Genomic DNA, 15,373 nt, shown 5'->3' with positions numbered 1-15,373 from the left:
CGCGGCGATGTCATGCCGGGATTGACCCGCGCACACAGCCACCGTCACACGATGCTGTGCCCGGCGTCGCGAAGCTGCCGGGCGATCTCCGCGATATGCGCCGGCCCCACCTCACAGCAGCCGCCGACAATGGTCGCGCCCATTCCGACCCACCCCATGGCAAAACGCGCATACGCCTGCGGATCCAGATCGCGGCGCGCCTCAAGCGCATCCACCGTGGGCCGGCTTTCCAGAAATCCTTCGCTGATCCGTGTGAACCCGTTGGCATAGGCCCCAAAGGGAATGCCGAACCCGCGCACGACCTCGAGTGCGGTATCGATCGCCTCGGGGCGCGAGCAATTGACAAGAACCGCCGCCACCTCGAACCGCTCCAGAAGCGTTGCGATTTCTCCGACCCCCTCACCCGAGCGCAGGCGCGCACCGTCTTCGTCATCCACCGTGATCGACAGCCACACGGGCCTGCCCTGTCCGCACGCGGCGCGTAGCGCGCCTTCGGCATGCCGCACCGATGCCACCGTCTCGATCAGGAACAGATCCACATCGTCCCGCATCAGGCGAACCGGCTCGGCATAACTTGCGGCGGCCACCTCGGGCTCCGGACACAGGTCGGGCCTGTACGAGGCCACCAGCGGCCCGATCGCCCCGGCCACGCGGCCCGCGCCATGGGCCGACCGCGCCCGGCGCGCGGCCATCACCGCCGCCCGCGTCAGGGCCCCGACCTGATCTTCCATACCCTCGGGCGCAAGCCGGTCGGGCAGGACGCAGTAGGTGTTCGTAGTGGCCACAGTGGCACCCGCCTCGAAATAATCGAGATGAACCTCACCCACCAGTTTCGGGTGGTCCATCATAACCTTCGTCGACCAGAGCGGCGAAGGCGGTTCGTCCGCCCGCTTGACCATCTCCTGCCCAATCGAGCCATCCAGAAGTGTGATCTCAGCCATTCGATACCTCCTCGGTCTCCGCGCCCAGCCGATCCCGCCACGGGAGCAGAACCAGCTTGCCGGCATGGGATTTGTCCTGAAATTCCACCTGTGCCCGCGCAATCTCCCACACGGGGAACGTGGCCGCAATACGCGGACGAAGCGCACCGTTGTTTATCATGTCCACCAGCCCGCCGAACACCTCGCGCGGCTGATAGGTGCAGCCATGTATCGTTATGTCGCGAAGGTAGATGCGGCGCAGATCGGCCTCCACCATCGGACCGCCGATAGCACCGGCAACGGCGTAATGCCCGCCCGGTCTGAGCGCGTCGATCAGCGCGCCCCAGCCCGCACCACCGACAAGGTCTATGACCGCGTGATAGTGCCCCTCTGGCGGCGTCTCGTCCCGATCAAGCATCGCCCGCGCACCCTCTTCACGGACCATCGCGTGCTTGCGCGCCGACGCCACGCCCGTCACCTCCGCGCCCATCTGCGCGGCAAGCTGCACGGCGGCCAGACCCACACCGCCCGAGGCCCCGGTGATCAGCACCCGCTGTCCCCGCGCCACGCCCGCCCGGTGCAAAAGCCCCGCGGCGGTGCCAAACGCACAGGGCATGGCGGCCAGCTCCACATCGCTCAACGGGGAACGCGTAACATCAAAAAGATCGCCCGCCGGCACAACACAGAATTGCGCAAAGGCCCCATCGAACTCCGAACCCAACGCCTCGAAGGCCACCGGGTTCTCGGCCGTCGGGCGTGGCTGGTTGATCGGGCAGATGACGCGCACGCCAAGGCATGTTTCCGTTACACCCTCGCCCAGTGCCACCACCTCTCCACAAAGATCACCGCCTTGGATCAGCGGAAAATTCAGCGCCCCGGCCCACCCCCCGGCCTCGACGCCCTGATCGCCCTCTTCGGTCGCGCCCGTCACATCAGGCGCATACCACCCGACACGGGTGTTGATGTCGGTGTTGTTCACCCCCGCCGCCAGCACCTTGATCAGGGCCTCACCCGGCCCCGGATGCGGCACCGGAATATCCTCACGCCATGTCAGCATCTCGGGCCCGCCATGACCGGTAAGGTAGACACCGCTCATGGTCGCCGGAACGGTCACGGCGATGGCTCCCGACCGATATCCTTGATCCCCAGAAGCACCGCCGCCCCCATCATCAGTGCGCCGGACACCCGGTTGATCCACACGTCGCTCAGCGCCCTGATCCGGCCCAGTGTCCGCCGCGCGGCCCACCCCCAAAGCAACAGGACAAGCCCATCCACGACAAGGTAAGTCCCGCCAAGGATCACCAATTGCGGCAGGATCGCCGCGCCGGTGTCGATGAATTGCGGAAACAGCGCGCCGAAAAAAACGACCGCATAAGGATTGGCCGACGACGTGACGAACCCCTGGCGAAAAAGCCGCCCACGCGCCGCCGCACCGGGGGGCTCTCCGCCACCCCGCGTCAGCATCAGCCGCAGACCGATCCAGACCAGATAGGCCACCCCGGCCCATTTCACGATCCACAGCACATCGGCATTCGCCGCGATCACCGCCGTCAGCCCAAAGGCGGCCAGCGTCATTTGCACCGCATTGGCACTTAGATCACCCGCCACCGTCGCCAGCGACCGGCGCAGCCCGTGCCGAAGGCTGTTGGATACGATCAAAAGCTGGCTGGTGTCCGGCGGCGTCAGAAAAAACGCCGCCAGCACACCCAGATAAAGCAGGTAAGTCTCAAGCGTCACGCACGCAATCTTTCGTTCGCGGGATCCCACAACGGATCATCCCCATGAACGACAGACTTGCACCGTTCGCCATAGATTTCCACCTCCAACTCCGTGCCCGGTTCGGCGATGTCGGCGCGCAGCATCGCCAGCGCCACGCTTGCGTTCACGCGGTAGCCCCACGCGCCGCTCGTGGTCTCTCCGACAACCTCGCCATCCTTCCAGACCGTGGACATGTAAGGCGCATCCGCGTTCCCGGCATCGACCTTGAGGATGGCGAAGGCCTTTTTCCGCCCCTGCTGCTTCTCGGCCAGAAGCGCGGCCTTGCCGTTGAAGTCCTGCGGCTTGTCGAACTTGACAAACCGCTCCAGACCGCCCTCCAGCATGCTGTAATCGGTCGAAAGGTCGCCCTTCCACGCGCGGTATCCCTTCTCGATCCGCAAGGAATTGAGCGCATACATGCCAAAGGGCTTCGCCCCAGCCTCCAGAATGGCGTCATAAATCGCTGGCATGCCTTCGTTCGCGGCATGAACCTCCCAGCCCAGTTCACCGGTAAAGCTCACACGGATCAGGAACGCCTTCTTGCCCGCCACCGTGCAATGCTGATGGGTGAGCCAACCCGCCTCAAGATCGGCATCGGTCAGCCCGCTCAGCACCTCGCGCGATTTCGGCCCGGCCACCAGAAGCGCGTCGCGCTCCGTGGTGGTCTCGCGGCATTCCAACCCCTCGGGCAGCGCATTGCGCACCAGTTCGCCGTCATGCCACTGCGCCGTGGCGGCGGTGATCAGCACGAAACTGTCCTCGGCCAGCCGGATACAGGACAGCTCGGTCAGGATGCGCCCCCGCGTGTCCGCCACATAAACAAGGTTCATCCGCCCGACCTTGGGGATGCCCCCTGTCACGAACCCGCGCAGCCAGTCATCGGCCCCCGCGCCGCTGATCCAAAGCCGCGTGAATCCCGGAAGGTCCAGCACGCCACAATCATCGCGCACCGCCTCGCACTCTTCCTTGATGCGTTGCTGCCAAGGCCCCTCGCGGTCCCAAGTGTGCGTGCTCTCCTCGGAGGTGTCGTCGCCCGGCTTCGCGAACCAGTTGGCCCGCTCCCACCCATTATAGGCCCCCATCACACCGCCCAGCTCCGTCACGCGGTCATGCACCGGGCTCAGCTTGCGGTCGCGGCCTGCGGGCCATTCGTGATGCGGGAAATGCATGGCATATTCGTGGCCATAAACCTCCATGCCCTTGTCCACGCAATATTGGTGATCCGTATAATCGGTATAGCGCCGCGGATCGACCGACCACATGTCCCACTCGGTGCCGCCATCGACGATCCACTCGGCCAGAACCTTGCCGGCCCCACCGCCCTGCGCGATCCCGAAGGTAAAGACACAGGCTTCGAACGCGTTCTTCACCCCCGGCATCGGCCCAAGCAGCGGCAGGCCATCAGGCGCATAGGGGATCGGGCCGTTGATGATCCGGCTGACACCGGCGGCCCCCGAAACAGGCACCCGCGCCATCGCGTCGGCCACGATATCCTCGATCCGGTCAAGGTCGTCCGACCAAAGCTGAAAGCTGAAGTCGTCGGGCATCGGATCGGTCGGATCGGTCCAATGCGCCCGGCAATTTGGCTCATAGGGGCCAATATTGATCCCGTTTTTCTCTTGGCGCAGGTAATAGGACACATCCACGTCCCGCAGCAGCGGAAGCTTCCTGCCATCATTTTCCTTCGACCAGTTCTCAAGTTCCGGAATCTGATCGGTCAGCAGGAATTGATGGCTCATCACCATCATCGGCACGGTGCGCCCGCCATAAGGCTTGAACCATTCTCCGACACGCTGCGCATAATACCCGGCGGCATTGACCACGTAATCACAGGCGATATCGCCCGTCTCGGTATGCACGATCCAGCCGTCGCCATCTTGCGTCACCCCGGTCGCGGGGCAGAACCGCGCGATTTTCGCCCCCATGTCGCGCGCGCCCTTGGCAAGGGCCTGCGTGACCTGCGCCGGATCGATATCGCCATCGGTCGGATCCCACAGCACGCCCTCAAGGTCATGGGTCTCAAGGAACGGATAACGCTCCTTGGCCTGATCGGGGCTCAGCATCTCCATGTCGATGCCCTGATAACGTCCCATCGAACAGGCACGCTCAAACTCTTGCACCCGCTCTTTGGAATGACCAAGCCGAAGACTGCCGGTCTGATGATAATTCATCGGGTAATCGACCTCATCACCCAACCGTGCATAAAGCTCGGTCGAATAGCGCTGCATGTTCATGATCGCCCAACTGGTCGAGAAGGTCGGCACATTTCCCGCCGCATGCCATGTTGACCCGGCGGTCAGTTCATTCTTCTCCAACAGCACACACTCACCCCAGCCCTTCTTGGCCAGATGATAGAGCACGGAGCAGCCCACGACGCCGCCTCCGATGACCACAACTTTCGCTTTGCCCGGCAAATCAGCCATGTCTCGTTCTCCCTTTTCATTTGATCGGGGCGCACCCGCGCGCGCCCTTCATCTTTCCCAAAATACTCACTCCCAGACCAGCCGCGCAGCCAGCCCGCCAAACATCACGGCCGACACCCGGCTCAGAAGCCGCGCCCGCCGTTTCAGAACATGCGCGAACGTCCCCGCCGCCGCCCCAAGGCTCAGCGAAAAGGCGAACCCCACGATCAGGAAGATCGCGCCCAACACCAGAATCTGCATCCAGACCGGCCCGATCGCGGGATCGGTGAACTGCGGAATGAACGCAAAGATGAAAAGCGCGGTCTTGGGGTTCAGCACATTGGTCAGAAACCCCCGCCGCACCGCCCGCCATGGCGAGAGCGCGGCGCGCGCGGCCCCGGTGTCCCCGGCGCTGCGCCATGCCTGCACCGCCAGCCAGACGAGATAGGCCGCCCCCGCGAACCGGATCGCGTCATAGGCCAAGGGCCACGCACTCAGAAGCGCCAAAACCCCCGCCGCCGCCATGACGATATGCAGCACGATGCCCGCATTGATGCCCACCGCCGCGGCCACCCCCGCCCGTGGCCCGCCCGCGATGCCACTGGCCGAGACAAAGACGAAATCCGCCCCCGGGGTCAGGTTCAACAGAAACCCCGCGCCGATGAACGCCGCCAGAACCGCCGCATCGAACCCGGTGAGCACGTCCCAGATCATCCCTGATCCCTCTGCGGTAGCCCGTCCCCGATCTCGTAGTAATCGCCCTTGTCCGCGACAAAGATATGTTTTTCGAGCGTCAGGCCGGTGGGCCCGTCCACCGATCCCAACGCGAAGCTGATCGTGTCCTCGTCATGCGCATGCCAGAAAAGGAACGACCCGCATCCGGGACAGAACCCGCGCTCCGCACTCTCCGACGCCGCATACCACGTCACCTCGCCCGAAATGTTCAGCGCCGGTTTCGGCACGAAGGCCGAGGCCCAGACATGCCCCGATTGCTTGCGGCACTGCCCGCAATGGCAGGCCGAAGCCCCCTCGGGCGCGGCCTCCGTCTCGAATGTCACGCCGCCGCACAGGCACGATCCCCTGATCATGGCTCCCCCCTCTCCTCGCGAACCCCGTCCGCAATGTCGTAATAGTCGCCCTTGGCCTCCACCCAGACATGCCGCCCAAGCCGCAGGCCCGAGGGCCGCTCCAGCGATCCAAGCGCCACGCGAATACTGTCCCCCTCGTCCGCCCGCCAGAAAAGCGTCGCGCCACAAGCACCGCAGAACCCCCGCGTCGCCTCCCCGCTCGCGCGATACCAGCGCAGCGTCTCGTCCGCCTCGAAGACAAGCGCATCCTTCCGCGCCCGCCCGGCGGCAAAAACATGCCCCGACTGCTTGCGGCACTGCCCGCAGTGACAGGCCAGCGGGTCGTCCAACGCCGCCACCTCAAACCGTACGGCACCGCATAGACATGATCCCCTCATTCCGGTTCTCCTCAATACACCGGCGGCGCGATCACCCAGATCGCCACCGCCGCCTCGTCATAGGGGTTGATCCATTCATGCGCCTCGCCCCGGATACGGAAACTGTCACCCGGCCCCACGGTCAGCGTCCGCCCCTCGATCCAAAGTTCGAGCCGCCCCGAGATCATGAACCCCACCTCCTGCGTCTCGCGCCGGATGATCTCGCCCGCGCGGCTGCGTGGCGCGAAGGTCGAATGCACCATCTCGAAATCGTCGGTCAGGTCGGGGCTCAGAAGCTCTTCGACAAGTCCGCCACCGCCCTCACCCGAGCCGATCTGCCGCCGCGCGCCGGCGCGCACCACGTGTCCCGCCTCCTCGGCGGGCGCTGCGGCATGACCAAAAAGCATCGAGAGCGGCACATCGAGCGCGGCGGCGATATGGCGCAGATCGCCCACCGAAGGCTGCGACAGATCGCGCTCTACTTGGCTCAGCCAACCCACCGATCGGTTCAGCTCACCCGCCAGCCAGCTCAGCGTCGCCCCACGCGATTTGCGCAAGGCCCGCAGGTCGGCGCCAAGCGTCGGGCGGTTTTCGATGTCGGGGGGCTGATCCACCGCGCTCACCTTCGTGAAAAAATCCTCGTATTTTTCACGATGAGCGAGTCGCGTGAAATTTTCAAACAAAATTTCACGCACTGCCCCGCGCGCTGCGTTAACACCGGGGCACACCGCCCCGATGCACCGACGCGATACCGACGTGGATACCGACATGAATACCGACGTTGCGAAACGCTGCCGTCAGGTTGCGTTAACCCGGTCGAAGACCTGCGTGAGGATCGCGCTTAGCCCTTCGGAATCCGCCGGTCCGAACGCGCCGGGCGCATCGCTGTCGATGTCCAGAACCCCCAGCAATCCGCCCGCCCCGTCCCATACCGGCAGAACAATCTCCGACCGCGTGGTCGAGGAACAGGCGATATGGCCCGGAAACGCCTCCACATCCTCGACAAGCTGGACCTCCCCGGTCCGCGCCGCCGCCCCACACACCCCGCGCGAAAACGGAATGACAAGGCAGCCATGCCCGCCCTGATACGGGCCTATTTTCAAAAGGTTGGGCTCGGTCACCCGGTAAAACCCGGTCCAGTCAAAGCGATCGTCCGCATGGTGCAGCTCGCACACCACCGTCGCCATCAGCGCGACCTCGTCACTCTCGCCCTCACACAGTGACGCGATGACGCGCCCTGTCTCGCCATAGTCGATCCTCATGGCCCGACCCCTTGCTTCATCTTTCGCCAAATACTCCCGCCGGAGGCAGAAATCTCACACGCGCTCAATCGCGATTGCGGTGCCCTCGCCGCCGCCGATGCAAATCGCCGCGACACCGCGTTTGAGGTCTCGTTTCTCCATCGCGTTAAGCAATGTCACCATGATTCGTGCCCCGCTCGCCCCGATCGGATGCCCCAGCGCACAGGCCCCGCCATGCACGTTAACGATGTCGCGCGGCAGGCCCATTTCATGCATGAAAGCCATGGGCACGACCGCGAACGCCTCGTTAACCTCCCACAGGTCCACATCGCCTATGCTCCATCCGATCCGCTCCAAAAGCTTGCGGGCCGCGGGCACCGGCGCTGTCGTGAACCATCCCGGCGCCTGTGCGTGGCTCGCATGCCCCACGACGCGCGCCCGGACGGTCAGGCCCTGCGCCTCCGCCGCCGCACGCGACGCCAACAGAAGCGCCGCCGCCCCGTCGCTGATGGAGCTTGAGTTGGCCGCCGTCACCGTGCCTCCCTCGCGGAAGGCGGGTTTCAGCGTGGGTATCTTGTCGGGCCGGGACTTGGCAGGCTGCTCATCGGCCTCGACAACCGTGTCACCCTTGCGCGCGCGGATAGTCACGGGCGCGATCTCCTGTGCGAAAGCGCCGCTTTTCTGCGCCCCGAGCGCCCCTTCAAGCGACCCGATCGCATAGGCATCCTGCGCATCGCGGGTAAACTGGTAATGCTCCGCGCAATCCTCCGCGAAGGTGCCCATTAGGCGCCCCTTGTCATACGCATCCTCAAGCCCATCGAGAAACATGTGGTCGATCACCTGCCCATGCCCGATCCGTGCGCCCCCGCGCATCTTGGGAAGCAGGTAGGGCGCGCCCGACATGCTCTCCATTCCACCGGCAATCATCGTCTCCGCATGGCCTAGGCCGATCTGGTCGCAGGCCATCATCGCCGCCTTCATCCCCGAGCCGCACATCTTGTTAAGTGTTGTCGCCGGCACCTCTTCGCCCAATCCGGCGGCAAAGCCCGCCTGACGCGCCGGGGCTTGCCCCTGTCCGGCGGGCAGAACACAGCCCATGAGAATTTCGTCAACGGTTGTGGCACCGGCCTCCTCAAGGGCCGCGCGAATGGCCGCACCTCCAAGGGTGGATGCCTCTACGTTATTGAAATCCCCTTGGAATCCCCCCATCGGCGTGCGGGCGGCTCCGGCGATTACGACGTCTTTCATCCTGATATCCTCCTGAAACTTCGTCCCTGCATACCGAATGGTAAGGAATTGGGTCTAGCCTGTCTCGTGTTTCCAGTCATCAGGCGAGTCATCATGCAATTGTCAAGCAGTCCGGCCAACGGGGCCACCCTCATTACCGTCAACGCAACCCGTATTGACGCCGCCGCCGCGATCCAGTTCCGCGATTCCATGCGCGACCTGACCGCCGATGGCGCGGGTGATATCATCATGGACCTGTCGCAGGTCACATTCGTGGATTCCAGCGGCCTCGGGGCCATCGTCGGCGCCATGAAACAGCTTGGCAGCGGTCGTCACATGCATCTTGCCGGCCTCACCCCAGATGTGGACAAGGTGTTCCGCCTCACCCGGATGGATACCGTCTTTGCCATTCACCGCAGCGTGGCCGACGCCACGCCCAGGGCCGCCGGCTGACCGCCACCGGGCAAGACACATCCGCGACGGGAGCGAGATATTGAACACCCCCCGCTCAGCAGGCAGGTTCGAAACCGAAGCGACGGCCTCCGATACCGCCGTCCGCTCTGCGCTCTCGGACATTCGCGCATGGCTCTGGTCACGCGACCTTCCCGATTCAGTCTGTGGCGACGTTGAAATCGCGATGGCCGAGGTGCTCAATAACGTGGTTGAACACGCCTGCGCCGACCATCCCGGCGCGCGGTTCACGGTCACGCTCTCAGTCTCCGACGCCTCGCTTGACGTGGTGGTGACCGACCCCGGTAAGCCGCTTCCCGGCCTTTCCCTGCCGCCCGGAGAGGCACCGGACCAAAACCGCCCGCGCGCCCATCTGCCCGAGGGGGGATTCGGCTGGTTCCTGATCCGGCGGCTGACCACCTCGCTCAGCTATGAGCGCACCGCAAAGGGCAACCGTCTGGCGCTTGTTTTCGGCCTCGACTCACCTTCGGAGTGACCCCCCGTGACTTTTTGCGCGACACGGGTCGTCATCGGTAAATGCCCCGAAAATGCCTCGTTTACTTCGCAAAGCAGTCAGAATGACGGGGCATATATTGCCTTGTAGCTGCAACAGCTTCCCTCGGCGTCGCGTTTAACAGCCCCCACCCAGTACGCGGCGCCGAGGCTCTATTTTTCCCCACACCTTCCGAAATTCGCGCCGCATGAACTGCCATTTGGCTTTCCGTGCACTTGCCCCTAATGTCCCGACCAAAGACAGCAAGGACACACCGACAATGCGCGATTTTCACTTTCCCGGCCGCTCTCCCGTACTCGCCACCAATGGCATGTGCGCCACATCTCATCCGTTGGCCGCCCGCGCCGCGCTCTCGATTCTGGACTCGGGAGGGAATGCCATGGACGCGGCCATCGCCGGCGCGGTTCTGCTGGGGATGTGCGAACCCCACATGACCGGCATCGGCGGCGATTGCTTCGCGCTCTGGTCCCGCCCCGGCGAGGCACCGCGCGCCTATAACGGATCGGGGCGCGCGCCCGCCGCCGCCAGCGCCGAGGCCCTGCGCGACCGTGGCTTGAAGACCGTGCCGATCGACAGCCCCGAAGCGGTGACCATTCCCGGCGCGATCGAAGCCTTCTACACCCTGAGCGAAACCGAGGGGAAGATTGGACTTGACCGTATCCTCGCCCCGGCCATCCATTACGCCGACGCCGGTGTTCCCGTCGCCGCCCGCGTGGCCCATGACTGGCCCGATGCGGGCAAGGCGCTTCAGGGGCACGGGATCACACATTTCACCAAGGGCGGCGCGCCGTTTGAACAAGGTGACATTTTCCGCGCACCCGGTCAGGCCGAGGCGCTGCGCCGGATCGCACGTGACGGGGCCCGCGCCTTTTACGAGGGTGAGGTGGCCGACGATTTGCTGGCCGCGCTCGCCGCGCTGAACGGTGTTCACACCGCCGATGATTTCGCCGCTCATACCGGATCCCCGGCCACACCCGTGCAAGGGCAATACAAAGGCACCGATATCATTCAGCATCCGCCGAACGGACAGGGGCCAGCGGCGATCCTTATGCTCAACATCCTGTCGCGGTTCGACCTTGCCGCGCTCGATCCGATGGGGCCCGAACGCCTCCATCTCGAGGCCGAGGCGACCAAGCTGGCCTATGACGCGCGCAACCGGATCATTGCCGATCCTGATCATACCGCCCGGCTTGACTTCATGCTGTCCGACGAAACCGCCGCCCGCCTTGCCGATCTGATCGACCCGCGGCGCGCCATGCCCGATGCCGCGCCCCTGACCGAGGCAGTTCATCGCGACACGGTCTATATCACCGTCGTGGACCGCGATCGCATGGCCGTATCACTCATTTATTCGATCTTTCACGGCTTCGGCTCCGGCATCGCCTCCGAAAAGTTCGGCATCCTTTTGCAGAACCGCGGCGCGGGCTTCACCCTGACCTCCGGCCACCCCAATGAAATGCAGGGCGGCAAGCGGCCGATGCACACGATCATTCCCGGCATGTTGGGACAAAACGGTGAGGTGACGATGCCATTCGGTGTCATGGGCGGCGCCTATCAGCCAGCGGGCCATGCGCGCTTCGCCTCGAACCTTGTCGATTTCGGAATGGACCCACAGACGGCCATCGACGCGCCCCGCGCCTTTGCCGAGGGCGGGCGCCTCAAGGTCGAGCGTGGCTATGACCCGGTCACATGCCGGGCGCTGACCGATCTGGGCCATGACGTGTTTGTCGGCAACGATCCCATCGGCGGGGCGCAGGCCATCCTCATGCGGGCCGACGGCGTGCTTGAGGGCGCATCGGACCCGCGCAAGGACGGGTGCGCGCTCGGGTATTGATAGGCGGGCCTACGCGGCCCGTAAAGGTAGGTCGGGCTTCAGCCCGGCCCGCCACCCAATCAATTCAACTGGAAATGAAGCGGATACTGCCCGTCTTCGAACGGGCCGAACAGGTCCGGGATATCGGGATGTTCAACCGGGACGCCGGAGTAATCGGCGACAAGGTTCTGTTCGCTGACATAGGCGACATAGTAGCTTTGATCGTTTTCGGCCAGAAGGTGATAAAACGGCTGATCCTTGACCGGACGGCTTTCTTCGGGGATCGAAGAATACCACTCATCCGTATTTGCGAATTCTGGATCGACATCGAAAACGACCCCTCGAAAAGGGTGTTTCTTGTGCCGGACCACCTGTCCGAGATTATATTTCGCGCGCGTTTTCAACATGACATTGCAGCCCCTAACGGGTGATCCTAATGGTTTCAAGGGCGTTTTGTCCAATGGTCTAACCGGAAACAGCGGGAAACAGTCTGTGAACCTCACCATGACAGTCTTGGGTATCGTCGCGCCCGTTTTCCTTCTGGCGGGGGTCGGATTCGCGTGGGTCCGACTGGGATTCGACTATCCTTTGCAATTCGTCACGCGGCTCGCGATGACGCTGGCCTTGCCCTGCCTGATCTTCACCGCGCTGATGCGCGCCGAGGCCGATCTCGCCGCTCTGGCCGAGGTCACGCTGGCGGCGGTTCTGGCCCATGTCGCCATCGCGGCAATGCTCCTGCCGCTGCTCGCCGCGCTGCGCCTCGACCTGCGCAGCTACCTCGCCCCGCTCACCTTCGGGAACACGGGCAATCTTGGCCTGCCGCTCGCGCTTTTCGCCTTTGGTCAGAAGGGGTTGGAAATCGCGGTGGTGATCCTCGCCGTGTCGATCATCCTGATGTTCACTGTGGGCATCCGGATGGTCGCCGGGCATGGGGCGTGGCACCGCATGCTGCGCGAACCGATGATCTGGGCCACCTGCCTTGGCGGACTCTTTCTTTGGCAGGGCTGGCAGACGCCGCCGGTGATCACCAACACGCTCGATCTTGCGGGGCAGATGGCCATTCCGCTGATGCTTATCACGCTGGGCGTCGCCATGGCGCGCCTGTCGGCCGCGCGGCTCGGGCATGCCATGGCGCTGAGCGTGGTCAAGCTGATCCTTTGCGCGGGGATCGCGTGGGGCATCGGGTGTGTCCTTGATCTGCCGCCCGTGGCCTTTGGCGTGCTCGTGGTGCAGATGGCGACACCCGTCGCTGTCACATCCTACCTTCTGGCCGCGAAATACGGGGCCGATGACGAAGCTGCCGCAGGGCTCGTGCTGACCTCGACCCTGCTTGCCGCTCCGGGGCTTGCGTTGCTTCTCGCGCTTCTGCTCTGAGCGTGTGAAATTCGCGATTCACAGGGCGCGACGAATGCGATAGACTGGGGAAAACATAAAAAAACCGAAAGCGAGAGGCAGATGAGCAGATCCCTTCGCGCACTGGTATTGTTGATGCTTGTCGCGGCCTGTGGCCGTGGCGGCGGCTTGGGTGAATCGCCCTCCGGGCTCGACAATGCCTGCACGATCCTAAGTCAGAGACCCGGCTATCTCAGGGCATTCCGCGCGACCGAGCGCAAATGGGGCGTGCCCGTTCACGTGCAGATGGCCACGATCTATCAGGAAAGCAAATTCGACAGCGATGCGCGCACACCGCTGCGCTATACGCTGGGCATTATTCCGACGGGCCGGCAAAGCTCGGCCTTCGGCTATAGTCAGGCGCTTGATGGCACATGGGACGAATATCTCGTCGATCAGGGCCGGGGGCGCGCACGGCGCGACAATATCCGCGACGCCACCGATTTCATGGGCTGGTACATGAACGGCTCTCGCGAACGGTTGGGTATTTCACTCAGTGACACGCGAAATCAGTATCTCGCCTATCACGAAGGTCGAACCGGCTATAAACGCGGCTCCTACCGCAATAAGCCGTGGCTGATGCGCGTCTCGGGTGAACTTGAGAGCCGGGCCGCGATGTATCGCAGACAACTGCGCCGCTGCGGCTGAAACGATCAGGCGAAAAGCAAGCCAGCGCCCGATATGCATGCTCCTTGCGGATGCGGTGTTGATCGGGCCCGGCCTTGCCACTCCAGCCGGGGTGGCAAGGTTGATGCTGGCGCTGTCGCTCCCGCAGCATGAGCGCAATTGAAGAGGTCATTCCTCAGAAAAATATTCGTTGCCAAGAACCACGTTGAGGCACACTGTATCAACCACACATAAATTTAAGGACATATCCAACAAAGGTTATTTACGGATGGCATTGGAAATCATCGGTGCTGGTTTTGGCCGCACAGGCACGGACTCCCTGCGGGAAGCCTTGACCATTCTTGGCTTCGGGCCCTGCCATCACATGCATGAAATTCGTGACAATCCTGAAAAGGCGCAGCCGTGGCATGACTATTTCTGCGGCGGCGCGCCCCTTGATCTGGATCTTCTATTTGCCGGGTATCGCTCTCAGGTCGACTGGCCCGGCGCCCATCTTTGGCGCGAGTCGGCCAAGCAATACCCGAACGCAAAGGTGATCCTGTCGGTGCGTGACCCCGAAGGATGGTATGCATCCTATTGCAAGACGATCAAAATCTTTCGCGAGACCGAAATGCCGCCCGATGCGCCGCATATGCGCCAGATACAAGAGTTCGTCGATGTCTTCCTTGGCGACCGGCTTGACACCAAAGAGCGCGCAATAGCAGATTTTGACGCACATCTTGCCGAGGTGAAATCCGCCATCCCGGCGGACCGGCTCCTGATCCACGACCTAGGCTCAGGATGGGAACCGCTCTGTGCGTTTCTGGGTGTCCCTGTACCTTCACAGGATTATCCGCACACCAACGCGACAACCGCCTTCCAAAAACACAATATCGACCTGCAAAGCTAAAGGCGTTTCGGCGCAAAGCTTTAGCGGTCGACGGGCCCGACATCCTCAAGACCGGGGATCACGAACAGGTCGTCGCCATAAGCCCCCCCCTCTTTCAGATCACCCAAGACAACCGTTGTCCGTGAACCGTTGCCATCGTTGATCACCCATTGCCTGAGTTCGACCGGATCGCCTGTGAACACGAGTTCGATATTGCCATATTCCGGGTTCTGCGGGTCTTGGGCACGCACGATGGTCTTATTGCCTTCGCTACGGTGGCCCGTCACCATCCGCGCCCGCGTCAGATCGACATTCCGCGCAAGGATGATCGACAGCGGCGTCTTGTTCAGCGGATACCCCTGCGGCGGCTCGTTCGACTTTCCATCGACCACACCCACGGTTGATCCGTCCGCTACAACCAACGTCTTGTCCGGCGGCGCGTATTCGAAACGCACCCGGCCCGGCCGCTTGATGATGATCCGGCCCTTGGTGATCGTGCCATCATCGTTGATCTGCGTGAACTCACCACTCGCGGTCTTGAGGCTGTTGAGATAGCGCGACAGATCGGTCAACGGCAGCTTCTCGGCCGCAGCCGGGAATGTGGTTGCCAGAACTGCGGCACAAGCCGCCAGCAGGGTTCTGAATGTCATTGATTCGCTCCTTCGGTATTGGATGCGGCTGAACCTAGGTCCGGCGGTCGTGTTATGCGATATCACG

The 15,373-nt window shown here is 63.4% G+C and carries 18 protein-coding genes; 6 read left to right on the top strand and 12 right to left on the bottom strand.

Going from position 1 to position 15,373, the window contains the following annotated elements; genetic code table 11:
* Positions 1–44 precede the first annotated feature (44 nt).
* From V8359_RS13555 to V8359_RS13510, 10 genes are all read right to left on the bottom strand, one after another.
* Positions 45–941, bottom strand: coding sequence for a homocysteine S-methyltransferase family protein (locus V8359_RS13555; RefSeq protein WP_336429518.1), 897 nt, complete (start codon positions 939–941; stop codon positions 45–47).
* A complete protein-coding gene (locus V8359_RS13550) occupies positions 934–2,034 on the bottom strand; it encodes a zinc-binding dehydrogenase (protein WP_336429516.1) in 1,101 nt (366 codons plus the stop codon). Before V8359_RS13550 ends, V8359_RS13555 begins: the two co-directional genes overlap by 8 nt.
* Positions 2,031–2,657: a LysE family translocator gene (locus tag V8359_RS13545; protein ID WP_336429515.1), complete on the bottom strand. Its 627-nt coding sequence runs from the start codon at positions 2,655–2,657 to the stop codon at positions 2,031–2,033. The genes V8359_RS13550 and V8359_RS13545 overlap by 4 nt, the downstream gene beginning before the upstream one ends.
* Positions 2,654–5,101: a GcvT family protein gene (locus tag V8359_RS13540; protein ID WP_336429514.1), complete on the bottom strand. Its 2,448-nt coding sequence runs from the start codon at positions 5,099–5,101 to the stop codon at positions 2,654–2,656. Before V8359_RS13540 ends, V8359_RS13545 begins: the two co-directional genes overlap by 4 nt.
* A 66-nt stretch (positions 5,102–5,167) precedes the next feature.
* On the bottom strand, positions 5,168–5,794 hold the full coding sequence (locus V8359_RS13535) for a LysE family translocator (protein ID WP_336429513.1): 627 nt from the start codon (positions 5,792–5,794) through the stop codon (positions 5,168–5,170).
* The gene (locus tag V8359_RS13530) at positions 5,791–6,168 is read right to left on the bottom strand and encodes a GFA family protein (RefSeq protein ID WP_336429512.1); all 378 of its coding nucleotides are present in this window, start codon (positions 6,166–6,168) and stop codon (positions 5,791–5,793) included. The genes V8359_RS13535 and V8359_RS13530 overlap by 4 nt, the downstream gene beginning before the upstream one ends.
* The gene (locus V8359_RS13525) at positions 6,165–6,545 is read right to left on the bottom strand and encodes a GFA family protein (RefSeq protein WP_336429511.1); all 381 of its coding nucleotides are present in this window, start codon (positions 6,543–6,545) and stop codon (positions 6,165–6,167) included. The genes V8359_RS13530 and V8359_RS13525 overlap by 4 nt, the downstream gene beginning before the upstream one ends.
* Before the next feature lie 11 nt (positions 6,546–6,556).
* On the bottom strand, positions 6,557–7,138 hold the full coding sequence (locus tag V8359_RS13520; protein WP_336429510.1) for a helix-turn-helix domain-containing protein: 582 nt from the start codon (positions 7,136–7,138) through the stop codon (positions 6,557–6,559).
* A gap of 183 nt (positions 7,139–7,321) precedes the next feature.
* Entirely contained in the window at positions 7,322–7,786 is a 465-nt protein-coding gene (locus V8359_RS13515; protein ID WP_336429509.1) for a GAF domain-containing protein, read from the bottom strand.
* A gap of 54 nt (positions 7,787–7,840) precedes the next feature.
* Complete coding sequence (locus V8359_RS13510) at positions 7,841–9,013, bottom strand: acetyl-CoA C-acyltransferase (RefSeq protein WP_336429508.1); 1,173 nt, start codon at positions 9,011–9,013, stop codon at positions 7,841–7,843.
* 93 nt (positions 9,014–9,106) lie between these two features.
* Between V8359_RS13510 and V8359_RS13505 the strand changes: the two genes are divergently transcribed.
* From V8359_RS13505 to V8359_RS13495, 3 genes are all read left to right on the top strand, one after another.
* Positions 9,107–9,445: an STAS domain-containing protein gene (locus V8359_RS13505; protein WP_336429507.1), complete on the top strand. Its 339-nt coding sequence runs from the start codon at positions 9,107–9,109 to the stop codon at positions 9,443–9,445.
* A gap of 40 nt (positions 9,446–9,485) precedes the next feature.
* A complete protein-coding gene (locus V8359_RS13500; protein ID WP_336429506.1) occupies positions 9,486–9,938 on the top strand; it encodes an ATP-binding protein in 453 nt (150 codons plus the stop codon).
* A gap of 277 nt (positions 9,939–10,215) precedes the next feature.
* Positions 10,216–11,790, top strand: coding sequence for a gamma-glutamyltransferase family protein (locus V8359_RS13495; protein WP_336429504.1), 1,575 nt, complete (start codon positions 10,216–10,218; stop codon positions 11,788–11,790).
* Positions 11,791–11,849: 59 nt separating this feature from the next.
* Here V8359_RS13495 and hspQ read toward each other — a convergent pair whose 3' ends face one another.
* Positions 11,850–12,176, bottom strand: a complete 327-nt coding sequence (gene hspQ / locus V8359_RS13490) for a heat shock protein HspQ (RefSeq protein ID WP_336429503.1) — start codon at positions 12,174–12,176, stop codon at positions 11,850–11,852.
* Positions 12,177–12,261: 85 nt separating this feature from the next.
* Here hspQ and V8359_RS13485 point away from each other — a divergent pair, with 85 nt between their 5' ends.
* From V8359_RS13485 to V8359_RS13475, 3 genes are all read left to right on the top strand, one after another.
* A complete protein-coding gene (locus tag V8359_RS13485; RefSeq protein ID WP_336429502.1) occupies positions 12,262–13,143 on the top strand; it encodes an AEC family transporter in 882 nt (293 codons plus the stop codon).
* Positions 13,144–13,224: 81 nt separating this feature from the next.
* A complete protein-coding gene (locus V8359_RS13480) occupies positions 13,225–13,809 on the top strand; it encodes a transglycosylase SLT domain-containing protein (RefSeq protein ID WP_336429501.1) in 585 nt (194 codons plus the stop codon).
* 247 nt (positions 13,810–14,056) lie between these two features.
* Positions 14,057–14,677 carry a sulfotransferase family protein gene (locus V8359_RS13475; RefSeq protein WP_336429499.1) on the top strand — a complete coding sequence of 207 codons (621 nt, stop codon included), beginning with the start codon at positions 14,057–14,059 and terminating at the stop codon, positions 14,675–14,677.
* 20 nt (positions 14,678–14,697) lie between these two features.
* Here the strand turns inward: V8359_RS13475 and V8359_RS13470 are convergent, their stop codons facing one another.
* Positions 14,698–15,306, bottom strand: coding sequence for a LolA family protein (locus tag V8359_RS13470; RefSeq protein WP_336429498.1), 609 nt, complete (start codon positions 15,304–15,306; stop codon positions 14,698–14,700).
* Positions 15,307–15,373 lie beyond the last annotated feature (67 nt).

The sequence above is a fragment of the Roseovarius sp. E0-M6 genome (assembly GCF_037083845.1).
Classification (GTDB): Bacteria; Pseudomonadota; Alphaproteobacteria; order Rhodobacterales; family Rhodobacteraceae; genus Roseovarius.
Note: the sequence above shows the minus strand (reverse complement) of the source record. Positions and strands in the feature narration are given on the sequence as shown.

Excerpts from the sequence above, each read along its gene's own strand:
- V8359_RS13555 (WP_336429518.1), bottom strand. The coding sequence starts at position 941 with ATGGCTGAGATCACACTTCTGGATGGCTCGATTGGGCAGGAGATGGTC.
- V8359_RS13540 (WP_336429514.1), bottom strand. The coding sequence starts at position 5,101 with ATGGCTGATTTGCCGGGCAAAGCGAAAGTTGTGGTCATCGGAGGCGGC.
- V8359_RS13535 (WP_336429513.1), bottom strand. The coding sequence starts at position 5,794 with ATGATCTGGGACGTGCTCACCGGGTTCGATGCGGCGGTTCTGGCGGCG.
- V8359_RS13530 (WP_336429512.1), bottom strand. The coding sequence starts at position 6,168 with ATGATCAGGGGATCGTGCCTGTGCGGCGGCGTGACATTCGAGACGGAG.
- V8359_RS13525 (WP_336429511.1), bottom strand. The coding sequence starts at position 6,545 with ATGAGGGGATCATGTCTATGCGGTGCCGTACGGTTTGAGGTGGCGGCG.
- V8359_RS13515 (WP_336429509.1), bottom strand. The coding sequence starts at position 7,786 with ATGAGGATCGACTATGGCGAGACAGGGCGCGTCATCGCGTCACTGTGT.
- V8359_RS13510 (WP_336429508.1), bottom strand. The coding sequence starts at position 9,013 with ATGAAAGACGTCGTAATCGCCGGAGCCGCCCGCACGCCGATGGGGGGA.
- V8359_RS13505 (WP_336429507.1), top strand. The coding sequence starts at position 9,107 with ATGCAATTGTCAAGCAGTCCGGCCAACGGGGCCACCCTCATTACCGTC.
- V8359_RS13495 (WP_336429504.1), top strand. The coding sequence starts at position 10,216 with ATGCGCGATTTTCACTTTCCCGGCCGCTCTCCCGTACTCGCCACCAAT.
- hspQ (WP_336429503.1), bottom strand. The coding sequence starts at position 12,176 with ATGTTGAAAACGCGCGCGAAATATAATCTCGGACAGGTGGTCCGGCAC.
- V8359_RS13480 (WP_336429501.1), top strand. The coding sequence starts at position 13,225 with ATGAGCAGATCCCTTCGCGCACTGGTATTGTTGATGCTTGTCGCGGCC.
- V8359_RS13475 (WP_336429499.1), top strand. The coding sequence starts at position 14,057 with ATGGCATTGGAAATCATCGGTGCTGGTTTTGGCCGCACAGGCACGGAC.
- V8359_RS13470 (WP_336429498.1), bottom strand. The coding sequence starts at position 15,306 with ATGACATTCAGAACCCTGCTGGCGGCTTGTGCCGCAGTTCTGGCAACC.